Origin of the sequence: Lysinibacillus sphaericus, from assembly GCF_001629735.1 — a bacterium.
Taxonomy (GTDB): Bacteria; Bacillota; Bacilli; order Bacillales_A; family Planococcaceae; genus Lysinibacillus; species Lysinibacillus pinottii.
On record NZ_CP015224.1, the window covers coordinates 32,483 to 49,248 of the forward strand.

16 protein-coding genes are annotated in these 16,766 nt (G+C 35.0%); 11 read left to right on the forward strand and 5 right to left on the reverse strand.

Annotation, left to right across the window (positions count from 1 at the left end; translation table 11 throughout):
• Positions 1–16 precede the first annotated feature (16 nt).
• From A2J09_RS00145 to A2J09_RS00155, 3 genes are all read left to right on the forward strand, one after another.
• A complete protein-coding gene (locus A2J09_RS00145) occupies positions 17–1,102 on the forward strand; it encodes an SDR family oxidoreductase (protein ID WP_036160873.1) in 1,086 nt (361 codons plus the stop codon).
• A 338-nt stretch (positions 1,103–1,440) separates the two neighbouring features.
• Positions 1,441–2,199, forward strand: a complete 759-nt coding sequence (locus tag A2J09_RS00150; RefSeq protein WP_012293018.1) for a TerC family protein — start codon at positions 1,441–1,443, stop codon at positions 2,197–2,199.
• A 709-nt stretch (positions 2,200–2,908) separates the two neighbouring features.
• Positions 2,909–4,264 (forward strand): TrkH family potassium uptake protein, encoded by a 1,356-nt coding sequence (locus A2J09_RS00155; protein ID WP_012293021.1) that lies wholly within the window; start codon positions 2,909–2,911, stop codon positions 4,262–4,264.
• Positions 4,265–5,800: 1,536 nt separating this feature from the next.
• On the opposite strand, the gene A2J09_RS00160 is transcribed toward A2J09_RS00155, so the two are convergent.
• Positions 5,801–7,540 carry a B12-binding domain-containing radical SAM protein gene (locus A2J09_RS00160; protein WP_012293022.1) on the reverse strand — a complete coding sequence of 580 codons (1,740 nt, stop codon included), beginning with the start codon at positions 7,538–7,540 and terminating at the stop codon, positions 5,801–5,803.
• A gap of 310 nt (positions 7,541–7,850) precedes the next feature.
• Between A2J09_RS00160 and A2J09_RS00165 the strand changes: the two genes are divergently transcribed.
• Positions 7,851–9,218, forward strand: coding sequence for an ATP-binding protein (locus tag A2J09_RS00165; RefSeq protein WP_230584346.1), 1,368 nt, complete (start codon positions 7,851–7,853; stop codon positions 9,216–9,218).
• Between the two features lie 120 nt (positions 9,219–9,338).
• Positions 9,339–9,785 carry a MarR family winged helix-turn-helix transcriptional regulator gene (locus tag A2J09_RS00170; protein WP_008174146.1) on the forward strand — a complete coding sequence of 149 codons (447 nt, stop codon included), beginning with the start codon at positions 9,339–9,341 and terminating at the stop codon, positions 9,783–9,785.
• Between the two features lie 128 nt (positions 9,786–9,913).
• Here A2J09_RS00170 and A2J09_RS00175 read toward each other — a convergent pair whose 3' ends face one another.
• From A2J09_RS00175 to A2J09_RS00185, 3 genes are all read right to left on the reverse strand, one after another.
• Positions 9,914–10,609: a DUF8580 domain-containing lipoprotein gene (locus A2J09_RS00175; RefSeq protein WP_031418820.1), complete on the reverse strand. Its 696-nt coding sequence runs from the start codon at positions 10,607–10,609 to the stop codon at positions 9,914–9,916.
• 61 nt (positions 10,610–10,670) lie between these two features.
• The gene (locus A2J09_RS00180; RefSeq protein ID WP_012293027.1) at positions 10,671–11,288 is read right to left on the reverse strand and encodes a CPBP family intramembrane glutamic endopeptidase; all 618 of its coding nucleotides are present in this window, start codon (positions 11,286–11,288) and stop codon (positions 10,671–10,673) included.
• Positions 11,289–11,367: 79 nt separating this feature from the next.
• A complete protein-coding gene (locus A2J09_RS00185; RefSeq protein WP_004224583.1) occupies positions 11,368–11,556 on the reverse strand; it encodes a YkvS family protein in 189 nt (62 codons plus the stop codon).
• Between the two features lie 123 nt (positions 11,557–11,679).
• Here A2J09_RS00185 and A2J09_RS00190 point away from each other — a divergent pair, with 123 nt between their 5' ends.
• From A2J09_RS00190 to A2J09_RS00195, 3 genes are all read left to right on the forward strand, one after another.
• Positions 11,680–11,868: a hypothetical protein gene (locus A2J09_RS00190; protein WP_012293028.1), complete on the forward strand. Its 189-nt coding sequence runs from the start codon at positions 11,680–11,682 to the stop codon at positions 11,866–11,868.
• Positions 11,869–11,960: 92 nt separating this feature from the next.
• Entirely contained in the window at positions 11,961–12,137 is a 177-nt protein-coding gene (locus tag A2J09_RS22700) for an aspartyl-phosphate phosphatase Spo0E family protein (RefSeq protein ID WP_008174142.1), read from the forward strand.
• A gap of 294 nt (positions 12,138–12,431) precedes the next feature.
• Positions 12,432–13,298 carry an NAD(P)-dependent oxidoreductase gene (locus A2J09_RS00195; protein WP_031418822.1) on the forward strand — a complete coding sequence of 289 codons (867 nt, stop codon included), beginning with the start codon at positions 12,432–12,434 and terminating at the stop codon, positions 13,296–13,298.
• Between the two features lie 69 nt (positions 13,299–13,367).
• On the opposite strand, the gene A2J09_RS00200 is transcribed toward A2J09_RS00195, so the two are convergent.
• Complete coding sequence (locus A2J09_RS00200; protein WP_012293031.1) at positions 13,368–13,760, reverse strand: DoxX family protein; 393 nt, start codon at positions 13,758–13,760, stop codon at positions 13,368–13,370.
• Positions 13,761–13,914: 154 nt separating this feature from the next.
• Between A2J09_RS00200 and A2J09_RS00205 the strand changes: the two genes are divergently transcribed.
• From A2J09_RS00205 to A2J09_RS00215, 3 genes are all read left to right on the forward strand, one after another.
• The gene (locus tag A2J09_RS00205) at positions 13,915–14,235 is read left to right on the forward strand and encodes a winged helix-turn-helix transcriptional regulator (RefSeq protein WP_012293032.1); all 321 of its coding nucleotides are present in this window, start codon (positions 13,915–13,917) and stop codon (positions 14,233–14,235) included.
• 210 nt (positions 14,236–14,445) lie between these two features.
• Positions 14,446–15,768: an MFS transporter gene (locus A2J09_RS00210; RefSeq protein ID WP_012293033.1), complete on the forward strand. Its 1,323-nt coding sequence runs from the start codon at positions 14,446–14,448 to the stop codon at positions 15,766–15,768.
• A gap of 65 nt (positions 15,769–15,833) precedes the next feature.
• Positions 15,834–16,736: a chemotaxis protein gene (locus A2J09_RS00215; protein WP_012293034.1), complete on the forward strand. Its 903-nt coding sequence runs from the start codon at positions 15,834–15,836 to the stop codon at positions 16,734–16,736.
• Positions 16,737–16,766: the final 30 nt, after the last annotated feature.

Sequence of the window (16,766 nt, forward strand, 5' to 3'; positions counted from 1 at the left end):
AAGGGGGGAATGGTAGATGAAAGTTCATTTTTTTACTGGTTTTCCTGGTTTCATTTCAAGTCAATTAATTAGGTCATTGTTCCGAAACAAACAAACGCAACAGGTTATAGCAATCGTATTGACTGGCGAAACCATTAAGGCCCATCATGAGAAAAATAAAATAGTAAATGAATTTCCTAACTGTTCGATTCGAATTGTAGAGGGTGATATTACCCTACCGAATCTTGGTGTAGATAATCAAGTAATAGAAGAAATCATACCTCAAATTGAAGTACTTTGGCATTTAGCAGCTATATATGATTTAGCTGTACCACGTGATATTGCTTGGAAAGTGAATGTTCATGGGACAACAATGGTGAATGAATTTGTGCGTTCTTTACCTAATTTAAAACGCTATATGTACTTTAGTACGGCATATGTGGCTGGTACACGTGAGGGGTTACTGCGTGAAAGTGAACTGATCCGACCATTCGCATTTAAAAATTATTATGAAGAGACAAAATATGAGGCTGAGCTCCGAGTAGAAGATTTAAAATCAGAAATCCCATTAACAATCATTAGACCTGGCATTGTGAGGGGACATTCTGAAACCGGTGAAACTATTAAGTTTGATGGACCCTATTTCTTTTTAAATTTAGTAGAACGCTTAAAATGTTTACCTATTATTCCGTATATTGGACAATCTACGTCTACAATTAATGTAGTACCAGTAGATTATATATTAAATGCCTCGACTTTTTTGGCATCAGAACAAGAGGCTGAAGGCAAGACACTTCATTTAACAGATCCGAACCCTCATCCTGTACAGGAAGTATATCGTACTATGGTGAAACTAGTGACGAATGCTTATCCGAAGGGGCGTTTACCGTTTGCGTGGGCAAAACTATCTCTGCAAATCCCTTTTATTCGGAGAAAGTTAGGGGTGGAACAGGAGACATTAGATTATTTAACATGGAATGCCACATTCGACACGACTGAAGCCCAGAAAATTCTACAAAAAGGTGGAATTACATGTCCTGATTTTATTCAAACGATGCCGAAAATGATTGATTTTTATTTAGCACATAAAGAAGATACGAGCTACCAGATACAAATTAAGTAATGAAAAAAACCATTTAGATATTTTTGTCAGCTGTAAATGATAGTGCTATAATATTTGAAAGAAGATACCTTCGACACTTTGTCAAAGGGGAGTAGCTAACAGGTTTTGCAATTGTACCTGGTTTCACATTCGTCAAGACATGGTTTTACCATCGGATGTGATAGTGAATGGCTCTATACGTAAAATGATGACTGATGACGTGTAGATTGATGTACCGATAAGGTACTAATTTACTTAGCGAGACCTTTGCCACTTAAGGCAGGGGTTTTTTTCTTTTGTAACTTTAGTGGAACAAGTCATTTTGGGGTATTTCGAGCTTAGAGGAGGCACTAGCATAAATGGAAGCAATAATATTACAATACGGCTGGGTTTTAATTGTCCTAGTTGTTTTAGAGGGTTTACTAGCGGCTGATAATGCAGTAGTAATGGCTGTAATGGTCAAACATTTACCGCAAGAACAACAAAAAAAAGCGTTATTTTACGGATTATTTGGTGCTCTGATTTTTCGATTCGCTGCTCTTTTTGTCATTACTGTTTTAGTAAACTATTGGCAAATACAAGCAGTAGGTGCGGCTTATCTGCTATTTATGTCGGCGAAAAATATTTATGATTTGCGCAAACATAAAAATGATGAGGAAGAAGATACGAGTGAAAAGGCTGGGAAAAAGGGGTCTGGATTCTGGTTAACTGTACTCAAAGTAGAAGCAGCAGATATTGCATTTGCTATTGATTCAATGCTGGCAGCAGTGGCTATCGCTGTCACGTTGCCTCATTTAGGGAATTTTGATATCGGTGGCATCAATGGTGGACAATTTATCGTTATGCTCCTAGGCGGTTTTATCGGGGTTATTATGATGCGTTTTGCTGCCCAATGGTTTGTTAAAGTATTAAATGATTATCCTTCACTTGAAACAGCAGCATTTTTAATCGTTGGCTGGGTAGGGGTAAAGCTCGTTGTTTTAACATTAGCCCACGAAAAAGTAGGGATATTACCTGCAGAATTCCCGCATTCCACTGCATGGGAGTTAACATTCTGGATTGTCTTACTAGGCATAGCATTTTTCGGCTATATAGTAGGTGTTCGAAATAAAAAATAGCTATTAGTCAGTAGACAAAAGCCATCGAAAAATTGGATATGCTCCCTATTAGATAGACAGATTAAAAATAAAATTTGTTTATCTAAGGGGAGCATTTTTTGGATGAAATAAACATCCAATCGAGTTAAAATGACATATCCTTCAATTGTTCGAGGAAGGTCACTTTACTATCTGGCCATTGTACGAAAGGTTTTCATTACAACCTCAAACTTTATATAGCTGGAAAATGAAATATGAGGCAAATGGACGTGATGAATTACAGGCAGCTACTTCATGTGAAATTTAATCAAAAGAGTTAAAATGAGCGGCTTTGGAAGACTATATTCAATGGAGAGTTAGATTCAGCGATAAATGACGCTATTTATTTTAAAATCAATATCGCTACCAGAAACAATTAAACGGCTTGAGTCCTTAGAATTCAGAGCGCAAGCCGCTTTATACATTTTTTATTATTTCCACTATCTATATCAAACCAATTAGTAGTACTACTAATAAGCCTCCAATTGTAAAAATAAAAATACTCCAAGCCTTTAACCACTTATTCAAAACTTCACCTCCAAAATGAAAAAAGTATTTCGAATCATCCAATTATATTTATTCTTTATCGAGTCGAAAAGTATAGTAATCACTATTCCTCTTTCTTTTTTCTTGTATTTTTTCTATACTATAATCTATCTAGTTGGGCATCATATGTAGAGGGGTTGTTAAAGTGCCTTGGAAAAAAACTTCCAATAGACTTGTCACACCATTTCAGGTACTTGTATCTTATTATTTCATAGCGATAGCGATTTCCTTCCTGTTATTACGGCTTCCAGGGGTTCATCAAGAAGGAGTAAAGGTTTCCTTTTTAGATAGTCTATTTACGGCGGTAAGTGCAGTAAGTGTAACTGGTTTAACAACCATTAATATTTCCGAAACGTATACGAAATTTGGACTTGTGATGATTCTTGTTATTTTACAGTTAGGCGCAATTGGTATTATGTCACTGGGTACCTTTGTGTGGCTATTAGTTGGGAAAAAAATAGGGATGCGCGAGCGTCAGTTAATTATGATTGACCATAATCAGTACAATTTGTCTGGTGTTGTGAAATTAATACGTGAAATTTTAAAAATACTAATTGGTATCGAGGTAGCAGGTACGGTTATCTTAACGCTCCATTTTACCAATTATTTTGATACGTTAGAAGAAGCATTTTTACATGGAATCTTTGCTTCAATTTCTGCTACGACCAATGGAGGATTTGATATTACGGGAATGAGCTTATTGCCATTCCATGATGATTATTTTGTTCAGTTGGTGACAATGGTACTTATTGTGTTAGGGGCAATCGGTTTCCCAGTATTAATTGAACTAAAGACTTTCTTACTCAAGCGACATGCGAATTTTCGATTTAGCTTGTTTACAAAAATCACTACGTCTACTTATGCCATTCTATTTGTTGTAGGTGCTCTGGTCATTTTACTTCTCGAATCCTTCCATTCTTTCAAGGAAATGTCCTGGCATGAGGCGCTTTTTTCAGCAATGTTCCATTCTGTATCTACAAGATCTGCTGGGCTTACAACTTATGATGTGACGACATTTAGTGAGGCGACAGATATTTTTATGAGCTTTCTCATGTTCATAGGTTCTTCTCCAAGTTCAGTGGGGGGAGGAATTCGAACAACTACTTTTGCCATAGCCATATTATTTTTAATTACATTTGCAAGAGGGAGAGAGGATATTCAAGTGTTTGGGCGAGAAATTCATTTAATTGATGTTTTCCGCTCCTTCGTTGTCATCTTATTAGCCTTTTTCATGGTTTTAATTGCAACGATTATTTTGCTTATTACAGAGCCACATGCCTCCCTTATTCAAATTATTTTTGAAATCACCTCTGCGTTCGGTACTTGTGGTATGTCATTAGGAATAACTTCTGATTTATCAGTCATTGGTAAAATTATTATTATTATTTTAATGTTCATTGGTCGAGTCGGCTTAATATCCTTCCTTTATACACTTGGCGGTGGAGGACGAGGTAAGAAATCGAAATTCCATTATCCAAAGGAACGCGTAATAATCGGATAACACTTTCAGAACATTGATATATAAGGATTTGTTGAGGGGTAATCGTGGGATTGCCCCCTTTTTGCCCCCATAAGGTCATTATCAAAAATCAATTAGAATATGCAAAATACCTAGAAGGGGCGAAGGCGCTGGTATGTGGAAGTAGAAGCAAAGTCATCAACTGATGTTTTTGAGCCATTGAAGTTTAAAGTAAAGAGTACTCATCAGTGCTTTTAAATCATTAAAATAGTCAACCAGGCGATCATAAAATGTTCGTATCTGGTCTTTTCTGTTTATTCACTTTGTAAGTCCTTTTCTTTTGTATTAATTAGTTGCTTTAAACCTTCAAGTCCTATAATCAATTAATATACGTATTAAGGCCAGAGCAGCTTTAAACCTAGATACCTAAAAGTTGTTTCTTCTTCGTATCAAATCTTCTTTTATTAAAATACTGGCAACCATAAGTTCATTTAATTTTTATTAATTCGTCAATTGGAATTGATGATGTTGCAGGCGGGGGCGGGAAGACTGCAGATCCTTCTATGATTTCATCATCAGTAAATTGCTCAGCAACTAGTAGGAATTCCTTTTTTTTAATATCATCCTACAGGTATTTGATGTTCTTTTATTTGTTCAAATATACATTTTAATTTCCACCTTTCCAATACATGAAGGCCATACAATAAAATTGTATTAATACTAGTAGGTGTTGTCAGTGAAATTAATGACTTCCTGTCGAAATACGTCAAGACAAATGTAATGACACTATAATACGCCAACTACACTAAATCTGTTAAATGAATTAGAGGTTTTAAAGGATAACACCTTCAGAACGTTGATATATAAGAAACTGTTGAGGGGGAATGTTGATATTGCCCTTTTTTTGTCAAAGCCATTAAGTATTAGTGTTCATGTTAGGGAGCTTCATAGCTGCATGATTGTGCATTCATATTTAAAGCTGTCATTCGAATCCATCCTCTTATCGGTAGCTGGTAATAGCATAGAAGGGTAAAGGACTTTCTTCTATTATATATAGAAGAAAGATATAAAATTGTCGAATATTGTCATTACAGATGTCTATACACTAAAAAACCATCTATTAATAAATCATATACTTTTTTTAAAATCGAAAATTAACTATTGAAAAGGACTAGGTAGTTCCAATAAAATAAAAAATACATAAAAACACCATACTAATAAATGTGAAATTATTGGCTGATATTCTAAGACGACCAGATTTTTGGCGTAGAATATAAGGGCTCCATTCGTTACCAAAATGTCTAAATGAGTAAACTGTCACAAAATTTTTGGAAAATTTAAAAATTAATTTCCCGAGTATGGAAATTTTAATTGGGTATATTTTCAACCTATAAATCGTCTACCTTTAAGAAATTTGCCCTAATCATTTTTAGATTCGCTGTGAATACTTGACTACTAGATTAAGGATGCAGAAAAGCGATAGGAGCTCTACATTTCCTTTTGAGTGTATCTTTAAGAATTGTTTAAGACAAATAAAAAAAGCTAGTCCTGATCGTTAAATCAGTCTAGCGTTTCTTATTAAAGAGTGTGGATTGTTGCAAAGTAAGGAGCTTGACCATGACGGAAATAGGTTAAGAGATAGCCATCTTTTTGTACAATTTTGCCATTCAGGAAATCATCATAATTGAGAGAATGCGGGATGACCAAAGTATGCTTAAATAGCTCTTTCTCAGTGAGTTTAAAGTCTGCAAATTCCTCACCTGCGATAGCTGGATTTTCACGTAATGTCTGATAGATTAATTTTTGTTGCTCTTCTGTTGGACGTTCCTTCCACCATAATTTACGTGGTTGGAATTGCTGAGCCGTTAGATAATCTAGTTGCATTAAGCTCTGAATAATGTTTAAATTTGCACCATCCACAGTTTCTAAGAACATTAGTAAACGACGGAATAAATCTTCTAATTGATGGCCAATACGGGACCATCCTTTAGTTTCCCAATACGTACCAAAGCTTTGGAAAAAGTCAAAAGGTGTATCGAAGACCTCTGTCACTAAATATTCGATTGTATGGTCCATACGATGATCATTCCAATATTTCTCTAGAACATCCTCTGCATGTTTAATGCGAACAATATCATCAAATGTGAGGACATTATTAGAAAAGATTTCATAAGGAGCTAGGTCAACGTACGTATAACCAAACTTTTCAGCCTCCACTCGAAGGCCTGTACCACGTAAAAGTTTTAAAAAACCAAGTTGAAGTTCTTCTGGTCGCATGGCAAAAACATCATTGAATGTTTGACGGAAGCTTGCGTAATCCTCTTCTGGTAAACCTGCTATTAAATCTAAATGTTGATCGATTTTTCCGCCTTCTTTAACCATTGTCACGGTTCGTTTTAGTTTTTCAAAGTTTTGACGACGTTGTACAAGTGTATTTGTTAAATCGTTTGTGGATTGAACACCGATTTCGAAACGGAATAGACCTCTCGGTGCATTGTCATTTAAAAATTGGATAACTTCAGGACGCATAATATCGGCAGTAATCTCAAACTGGAATACAACACCGGGTTTATGTTCATCAATTAAAAACTGGAACATTTCCATAGCGTAACTTCGGCTTATATTAAACGTTCGATCCACAAATTTTATAGTTCTAGCGCCATTATCCATTAAGAAACGAATATCTTCTTTTATTTTTTCACGGTTAAAGTAACGAACACCAACTTCTATTGAAGATAAACAGAATTGGCAGCTAAACGGACAGCCTCTACTTGTTTCAATGTACTGTATGCGTTTCCCAAGATGAGGAAGGTCCTCTTCAAAGCGAAACGGACTTGCTAATTCACGCAAATCTATCTTAGGTGGCTGAGCGTGAATTTTGACTTTCCCGTCCTCCAAATAGCAAATCCCAGGAACTTCCTCCAATAATATTTCTCCGTGTAAATAACGTAACAATTGTTTAAATGAAATTTCTCCTTCACCCATCACGATGAAATCTACTTCAGGTATACGACGTAGCCAATGGTGAGAATCGTAAGAAACTTCAGGGCCTCCAAGCAAAATTTTAACATTTGGACAGACTGTTTTTAACATTTTAATGACATGAATTGTTTCTTCAATATTCCAAATATAACAACTAAATCCAATAATATCAGGTTTTTTTTGGAACAAATCTGATACAATATTAAAAGCAGGGTCTTTAATTGTATATTCTGCTATAATTGGATTGAATTCGGGCGCAGCGGCACCTTTTAAATAGCGTAATGCTAAGTTTGTGTGTATATACTTTGCATTTAAAGTAGTTAAAATAGTATTCATACAATAATCTTCCTTTCAATTTCTAATTGTATCAGTCAAGTATTTGACGTACAATATAATTCTTTTTACCTATTTATTTTGTGAACAGTTCGTGAGATAATTTAAAATACTTAAATTTACTAAATTTTGTAATAATAGAATCGTACTGTCATAATGTATAGTAAAGGCTCAAAATTCGATTTAGAGGTTTCTTACTCTTTTGAAAGGTTCGGTGAGAAAGTTGAAGCAAAATGATATTAATCAATGTTTTGGAAATCTTATGAAAAGTACTTCGTCACCAACACTTATACTCAATAAAGCAGGGAAAATTTTGAACGTCAATGAGGCTGCTATCCAACTTTTTAATCTTAATTTAACGTTTATTGGTAATTTGGCTATGGACGAGCCGTCTAAATTTAAATGGGCGAAATTCGTCCAACAATTACAAAAGGATTTACGATCAGAAGAAATTTTCAACATTCGCACAGTTGGGAATGAGTACGAAATGTTATCTTTTAAATGTTTCTATGACCCAAATGCCGAAGAAATTGTTGCGCAAATTTCAACATTAAATGATGATGTTGCCCATAAATTATACGTTAGTCAAGAGCATGAAAGATCTCAATCCTTTAATGCATATGATTACTTACCTTATGCTGTTATTGTGAGTGATGCTAGCGGTATTATTCTTGGGCTTAATAAGTATGCAGAAATGTTTCTAAAAGTAGAAAGCTCGCAGTTACTCCATAAAGCTCATCAGCATATATTTGATTTATTTACATTGAAAAAAGGGCAGATTACATCCTATCTTTCTAAATTAATGGGTGAAAAACATGCAAGTCTTCACGTTGTCGATGAAACCCAAGTAAGTAGAACTTGCTATTATGAAATATCCAGTATCTTTGATGAATACAATAATATTATTGTCACAGTTATTAATGATGAAACAGAGAAGAAGCAACTTCAACATAAAGTTGAACATCAACATGCTTTAAATGTTGTTGGACAAATGGCAGCGAGTATTGCGCATGAAATTCGTAACCCATTAACTTCTTTAAAGGGGTTTACTGATTTATTAAAGATAAATGCGGATGATGAATCACGCATGTATCTCTCTGTCATTGATAGTGAGCTTCAACGAATGGAGCAAATTTTATCAGAACTTTTAGTTTTGTCCAAGCCATCAACTATGAAAGTGGAGTTGCTGGAACTAGATCATATCGTGAAGCAAGTCATTGAGTTCATGTTACCAGATGCACTCATGAAAAATATTATGATTCAGTACATTTCAAATCCAAATCAAGTTTATATCGGCGGAAATGAAAATCGATTAAAGCAAGTGTTAATGAATCTTATCAAAAATGCGATGGAATCCATGAACAATGGTGGTACGATTACTGTAGAAATGACTACAAATGACTGCGCGATTGTTGAACTTACAATTAAAGATGAAGGCGTTGGAATGGATAGCACAACCCTTCAAAACCTATTCCAGCCTTTTTACACGACAAAATCATCAGGGACAGGACTGGGCCTTGCTTTCGTGAAAAAAGTTATAGAAGAGCACGATGGAATTATAGGTGTTAATAGTGAATTACAGAAGGGGACATGCTTCCATCTGCAGTTCCCAATCTATACATTTAATCAAGTGGATACACTCGAAGTGTCCACAAAAGATTCTGCCTATTTAGTCACATAAAGAGAGAAAAATGGTTGAATAACAACAATATAACCTTCTAAATCAGATAATGCTTTTGACAATGCTTTTCTAATATCGCTATAATGTCAAGTATAAAGAGCGAAGTGAGAGGAAAAGAATATGACGTCAGAAGACTTAAAACAATCTTTAAAATTATATATTGTATTGTCACGTGCACTTAAGGCTATTAATGAGACAACACATCAATTATTTCAGGATAATGGTTTAAACCCAACTGAATTTGCTGTACTTGAGCTTCTTTATCATAAAGGAAGACAGCCATTACAGCAAATTGGCAATAAAATTTTACTTGCCAGTGGGTCTATTACGTATGTCATTGATAAGCTTGAAAAAAGAGGCTACTTATTGCGTGTGTCTTGTCCTTCAGATCGCCGTGTGACATATGCAGAAATCACGGATGAGGGCGAAGCATTTATGGGAGAACTATTCCCAAAACACGAGCAGCATTTGCATGAAATAATGAGTGTATTATCTTCAGAAGAAAAAGAGCAAGCTATTACATTATTAAAGAAAATGGGCCTTTCTATTAAAGATTTATCTTATTAAAACGTTGTCTCATTCATTTGAGACAACTTTTTTATCATGTGGAAAAAGTAAGATATCACAAAGAGCTTATACATACATAAAAGGACGATAGAGACAAGTTGTCTATCGTCCTTCCTTAGTATGAATTATTATTTTTTAGAAATAGTTGCTGCCATGTTCATCATAGCATCTGTTAAATCTTGCTTATCATTATCGTGAATAGTTAATTTTGTAATGAGACCATCTTTTTCAAAAACAACCCCAATTACTTTCTCTGTGTCAAAGTCTACAACATAACCTTCAATATTTTGAACATCCTTGAATACAGCTAATTCATCAGTAGTTAAAGCGACTGTTTCACCTACAGCATTCATATAATCTTGCATTGCTGTTTTTACTTCAGTAAAGCTTGATTGAGATGCCTCAATTGTTTCAATACGCATAAACACTTCATCATCTTCATTAGATACTAACATATCTTTACCAGGCTCTTCTTGTGTCAATGTGAATCCTGAAAGTTGTTGTAGTTTATAGCTTTGATCAACGCTTTTAGATTCAGTTGCCTTTTCTGTTTTATCTACACCATTTTGTTTGTAAGTCACATCTTGTTGTGGCTGTTTGGAAACATCCTCTGTATTTGTTTCATTTGAAGCAGGTGTATCTGTATCCTCTTCCTCTTGTGCTTCACCTGCTGTTTCATCACCAGATGGTTTTTGATCGGCAGCAGTATTTGACGGCTCATTTTGTTGAGCATCTGAATCCCCTGTTTTTTCAGAGGTATTACAACCTACAACTAGTACTGCTGTTAATAATAATGCAAGAATTGAAACTAATTTTTTTTGCATAAAAAACCCTCCTTTTCTAAATTAAACGTTAGTAAAGCTAAAATGTTTCCAAATAATAATGTTATGATGTTAAAGGTAACACTAAAAATAATAATAGTACAAAAACAACATGAGCTACAATAACAAGTGGCATACTTTTCCGCCATTCATACAAGAAGCCCCAAATAATACTTGTCACAAGTGCAGCAACCACGCCTAGAATAAAGCCGCTTAGGGCTATGGAAATGGCACATAAAACTGCCGTAACTAGGACAGCCAAAGATGGGCGCATAAAGCGTTTTAATTGTTGCTGAATGTAACCACGCCAAAACAATTCTTCGCCGATGGCAACAATAAAAACAAGTAATGCATAGTGCCAAATATTTTGTGGTCCATAATTTGTTAAAAATTTATGAACAGATTGTACTAAATTATTATTAATATAGGGAGCAAGCCAATAACCGAAGCGAATAATACCATAAGTGATGGTACCGTATCCAATTCCAAAGAGTAAAAATTGCCATGTCGGTAATTGATCTTCAATAGAACCGGCTAGTATGGCAATGGCAATACATACTAGTAAAGTAAATGCATACATGTACCAAAATACTGCTTGGTTAGCAAAGGTAAAGGCAAGCATGCCATAAACGAATAATAGAGAAAGGAGTAATAGTATTGTTTGTTTTGAATTTGTTAGCATATACGACCTCCATGCTTTAATTTTATCAAAAAAAAAGCCCCATATCATCTATAAAGACAAATAGGGACTATTCAGACTATTAAGCTTCATTCGTATATAAAATTTTATAACGTTTATGATTGACGACCGTTTTCTCTTCAATTTCAAGGGAATCAAAATTCTCCATATATGTTAAGTTAACAATCACCGAATTTTCATTTACCTTTTCGACAATACCTTGGAGACCATTTTTAAACTCGATAATATTTCCAACTTCAGCTATTTTCACAGACAGTCAGCTCCTTCATCGACTAATAATATACAGTTTGCACGAAAAAATGGTAAACGTAAAGCTTTTTTTAAATAATTCATAATTTAGTACACAAAAGATGAAAAGAAAGGAATAAAACTAATGGAAAAATACGAAAATATGCTTAAACAATTACAAAATGGGGAAATAGGAAGTATCGAAATTCAAAAGGAAGATTTTTACGAATTTCGGGAAATACTTGTAAGACATCCTTTATTTAAACATTTTAGGGGTGAGGCCAAGCAAAATGGACGAATTATCTATACTTATAACGAAATACCAAGGAGTTAATTTGTCGAACATTGTCGTAAGTTAATGCTGTAAGAAATGAAATATAAATGTATAATAATGGTATGATTATTTGTGTGTGGAGGGTTGTATGAATGGTCAATCTACTCTTGAAACAAATGGAACAAACTCGTGAGTTGATGATTCGCTCTGGTGTTGAAAACGGGTTACAAAATGCAAAAACCATTCAACTGAGTCGCAGATTAGACCAGTTAATGAATACCTATTATAGACAGACAGCATTCGATGAAGAAAAAGACCAAGACGAATAAAAAGATTGTTCCAGTATTCAGAGTAATAACATTATAAAAATAGATGTTTAAAATGCATTTCATTGGGGAATAACTTACTATGAACACAGCAACATTCTCATTTCCCCCTTTAGAGCAGTGATCCCCCAATCACTTGCTCTCTTTTTTTTGCTTATTCGGTATATATGCAGGCCATCCTTTTTTTAGTACAAGTTATAGGAAGAGTTTGAATTATTTTATTTATTCGCCTAAACTGAAAACATCAAGTCACTTAGGTGAAGGAATCCTAACTTTATGACAAAGGAGTATGTACATATGAAAAAGCAACGTATTGCATTTATCGGGACTGGCGTTATGGGGACAAGTATTATTAAACACTTATTGAGGAATGACCATGAGGTGACGGTGTATACTCGAACTAAAGAAAAAGCAGAGCCACTAGTAGCTTTAGGGGCATCTTGGGCTAGTTCGCCAGCAGAAGCATTTAAAAATAAAGATATTGCATTTACAATGGTTGGTTACCCATCAGATGTGGAAGAGGTTTATTTTGGAGATAATGGGCTTTTCAAAACAGTTGAACCTGGCAACATTGTTATTGATATGACAACTTCAGAGCCTTCTTTAGCTAAGAAAATTTATGAGCATGCTCAATCTATTAGTGTAGAATCTTTAGATGCACCTGTTTCAGGTGGTGATATCGGTGCGCAAAATGGTACATTGTCCATTATGATTGGTGGCGATTTAACAACCTACGATAAAGTTTTACCGTTGATGAAGCATTTTGGGGAAAATATTGTTTATCAGGGTGAGGCAGGGGCTGGTCAGCATGCAAAGATGTGCAATCAAATTGCCATAGCTTCAGGTATGATTGGGGTATGCGAATCACTGGCTTATGGTCTTAAGGCAGGGCTGGATTTACCGACCGTATTGCAGTCAATTGCATCAGGTGCAGCAGGCTCTTGGTCTCTAAGTAATTTAGCACCACGGATGATTAAAGAAGACTTTGCACCAGGTTTTTATATCAAACATTTCGTGAAGGATATGAAAATTGCTTTGGATGAGTCCAAGAAAATGGGAATCACTTTACCAGGATTGGCATTAGCCTATGAAATGTATGAAAAATTGATGGAAGATGGCTATGGTGATAATGGGACACAAGCTCTTCTTCAGCATTATAGATAGTTATATTTGGTTGGATTAAAATAGGAAACCTGAAATCTCTTCATTTTGAGGAGACTTCAGGTTTTTTCATTACTCTTTCCCAAAAAGTTGGGCGTCTAGTGAAAGGCTAGAAGCACCAGCTAGAGTAAAGTATAGAGCAATAGCACCTAAGGCTAAATCTAATTCGTAACCGGCTAAACCATCAGCCCCAATAAAGCCAATGCTAAGCTTAGCTGTGAAAATGGCTACAATCATAGTGATTGTTAGTAGGGCACCAAAAATTCTCGTTGCTAAACCTAATATAAGGGCAATACCTCCCACTAATTCAATAATCGCAACGATATACGCCATAAATCCTGGTATACCTATACTGTCAAAAAAGTCTGCCGTATAGCTAATACCTCCTTGGAATTTTTGAAAGCCGTGTACTGCAAAAATAATGCCAAGAACGACACGTAAAATAGTTGAACCAATGTTTTGCATATTATTGTATCTCCTTTTCTTTAACTTACATTTCGTAACCTAGTGTATTTTTAAAAACGACTTTTGTCAAGTAACTAAATGTATTTTAAGAACTGAATGTCGAAATAAGTGTTATACTGTTGTATATGAACTACTAACAATGGAGGCTTGTAACGTGGATCAAAAAAAAATTTGTCCTCGATTTGAAAAGGCGCTAAAAATATTAAATCATCGCTGGAATACTTTACTTATATTTCAATTATTAGATGGTCCACAGCGATATTCAGTCATTAAAAATCAGTTAAACATAAGCAGCCGCGTATTAACTGAGCGATTAAAGGAGCTAGAGACCGAGGAAATTGTATTACGCACGGTCATTCCTTCTACCCCAGTCGTCATTGAGTATGAACTGACGGAAAAGGGATATGCACTTGCTCCGGTGTTAAAAGCAATTGAACAATGGTCTTCTGAATGGGTAGCAATAACTGAAAAATAATAAAAAAGATATTCAGGCGAGGGGGCTTGAATATCTTTTTTTTTACTAGAAAAAAATTGAGAAAGGGCTTTGTTTTTCGATCTATTAGCAGTTATGTTTTAGGAAATTTACTGTTATATTGTAAATAATATTAATTTTCTTTTAAAAAAGAAATTTTTTATTACGGAAAAAAATTAATGGATTATTATAGAGAATGTAAGGGAGGGTTTTATGAAAAAGAGTTCAGCAATAGATGTTCAGCATCGAAGTCAGTTAGCAATTTACTTATCATTACCAATACTGTCATGGGCCTTCTATGATTTTGCTAATACAATTTTTTCTTCAAATATTAATACGATTTTTTTCCCGTTCTATATGGATGAGGTATTAGGGACAAATGAAGTTATGCAACAAGTAGCTAGTACATTTATTTCGTACGCGAATGCCATTGCTAGTTTATTACTTGTAGTATTCTCTCCGCTGTTCGGAGTATGGATTGATAACACTGGCTATAAAAAGAGATTTATTGTCTGGTTTGCGTCTATTTCCATTCTTTTTACGTTTATGATGGGGATCTTTGCTAACCTACAGACTACCACTCATTACTCAGGCGTCCCCCTTAGTTTATTTTTAGTCGTGGCAAGTTTTGTTATTGCAAAGTTTTTCTTTAATTCCAGTCTAGTATTCTATGATTCCATGATGGGAGATTTAGGAACGAAAGAAGAAATGCCGCTCATATCGGGCTATGGTGTTGCAATAGGGTATTTGGGTACACTTGTTGGACTTCTCGTTTATTTGTATGTTGGCAGCAGTGATTTTCATCGTGCATTTATTCCAACAGCAATTTTGTATTTATTATTTTCGCTGCCCTTATTTTTGATTAATAAAGATACACCAATACCAAAAGCACAGAGGAAGTCTTTAAAATTTTTAGATGGCTATAAGGAAATTATTCAAACCTTCAAGGATATGAAGCAATATAAGGCTATCTTTACTTTTATGATTGCTTATTTCTTTTTGAATGATGCTATTGCGACTACGATTGCAATGATGGCAGTTTATGCGACAGCCATTGTTGGGTTTAGTTCAGGTCAATTTATCATTCTTTATCTAGTCTCTACTGTATCAACGATTATAGGTTCTTTGGCATTTGGCTATATAACGAAATCAGTAGGAGCTAAGCGCGCCATTACTATGGTAGCTCTAATTATGATTGTCGCTTTAGTGTTTGCTGTATTTGCCAAAGCACAATGGATGTTTTGGCTTGCAGGTAGCCTTTTTGGTATATCACTTGGCTCTATGTGGGTAACGTCTAGGACCTATATTATTGAATTGTCACCCAATGAGAAACGTGGACAGTTCTTCGGCTTGTTTGCTTTCTCAGGGAAAGTATCCTCCATTATTGGGCCAGCCGTATATGGAACAGTTACATTGTGGATGAAGGATTATGGTACACTAGCAAGCCGTGTCGCACTATCGACGTTAATTGTAATGACAGTTATCGGCCTGTTGGTACATCTAAAAGTTAATGATAAAAATGGAAATAGCAAGTAGGAGAAATGTATTGCCTATGATACAATTGAATTATAAATTGAAGTAGAGAAAGGAGCGGGGTTGCATTGGAACATAAAGGAATATTATTAGAAAGTGGCACAAATGAGCTAGAAATCGTTGAATTTGAAGTGGCTAACAATAAATTTGGTATCAATGTAATTAAAGTAAAAGAAATCATTCAACCGATTCCAGTAACATTTATTCCACACGCGCACCCGCATGTAGAAGGAATCATTCAATTACGAGGTGAAGTATTACCAGTTGTGGATATGCTACGGGTATTAGGAATTCAGAGTACTGAGCGTAATCCACAACAAAAATATATTGTTGCTGAATTTAATAAGCAACGTGTTGTGTTCCATGTGGATAACGTGACACAAATTCACCGTATATCGTGGGATCAAATTGAAAAGCCTTCAGATATGTATCAAGGCGGAACATCACAAGTTATAGGTGTTATTAAACAAAACGAACAGATGATTCTACTACTCGATTTCGAAAGAATTATGGTGGATATTAATCCTGAATCGGGCATAAGTGTAGAATCTGTCAAAAAACTGGGCAAACGTGAGCGTACTGGAAAACGCATTTTAATTGCAGAGGATTCACCTTTATTACGAAAATTATTATTTGATACGATGAATGAAGCTGGCTATGACAATGTAGAATTCTTTGAAAATGGCCGCGATGCTTATGAATACTTAGAAGGAATAGCGAAGAGCGGTAGTGATATTGCAGAACATATTCAATTAGTTGTAACGGATATTGAAATGCCACAAATGGATGGGCATCATTTGACAAGAAAAATCAAAGAACATCCTGATCTTCAAAAACTTCCAGTTATCATATTCTCAAGTCTAATTACAGATGACCTTCGTCATAAAGGTGATCAGGTAGGAGCAGAAGATCAAATTAGTAAGCCAGAAATTGCAGAGCTCATCCTACGTGTTGACCAATTAATTTTGTAAAAATTGTGCCTTACATGATACTTCTCAATT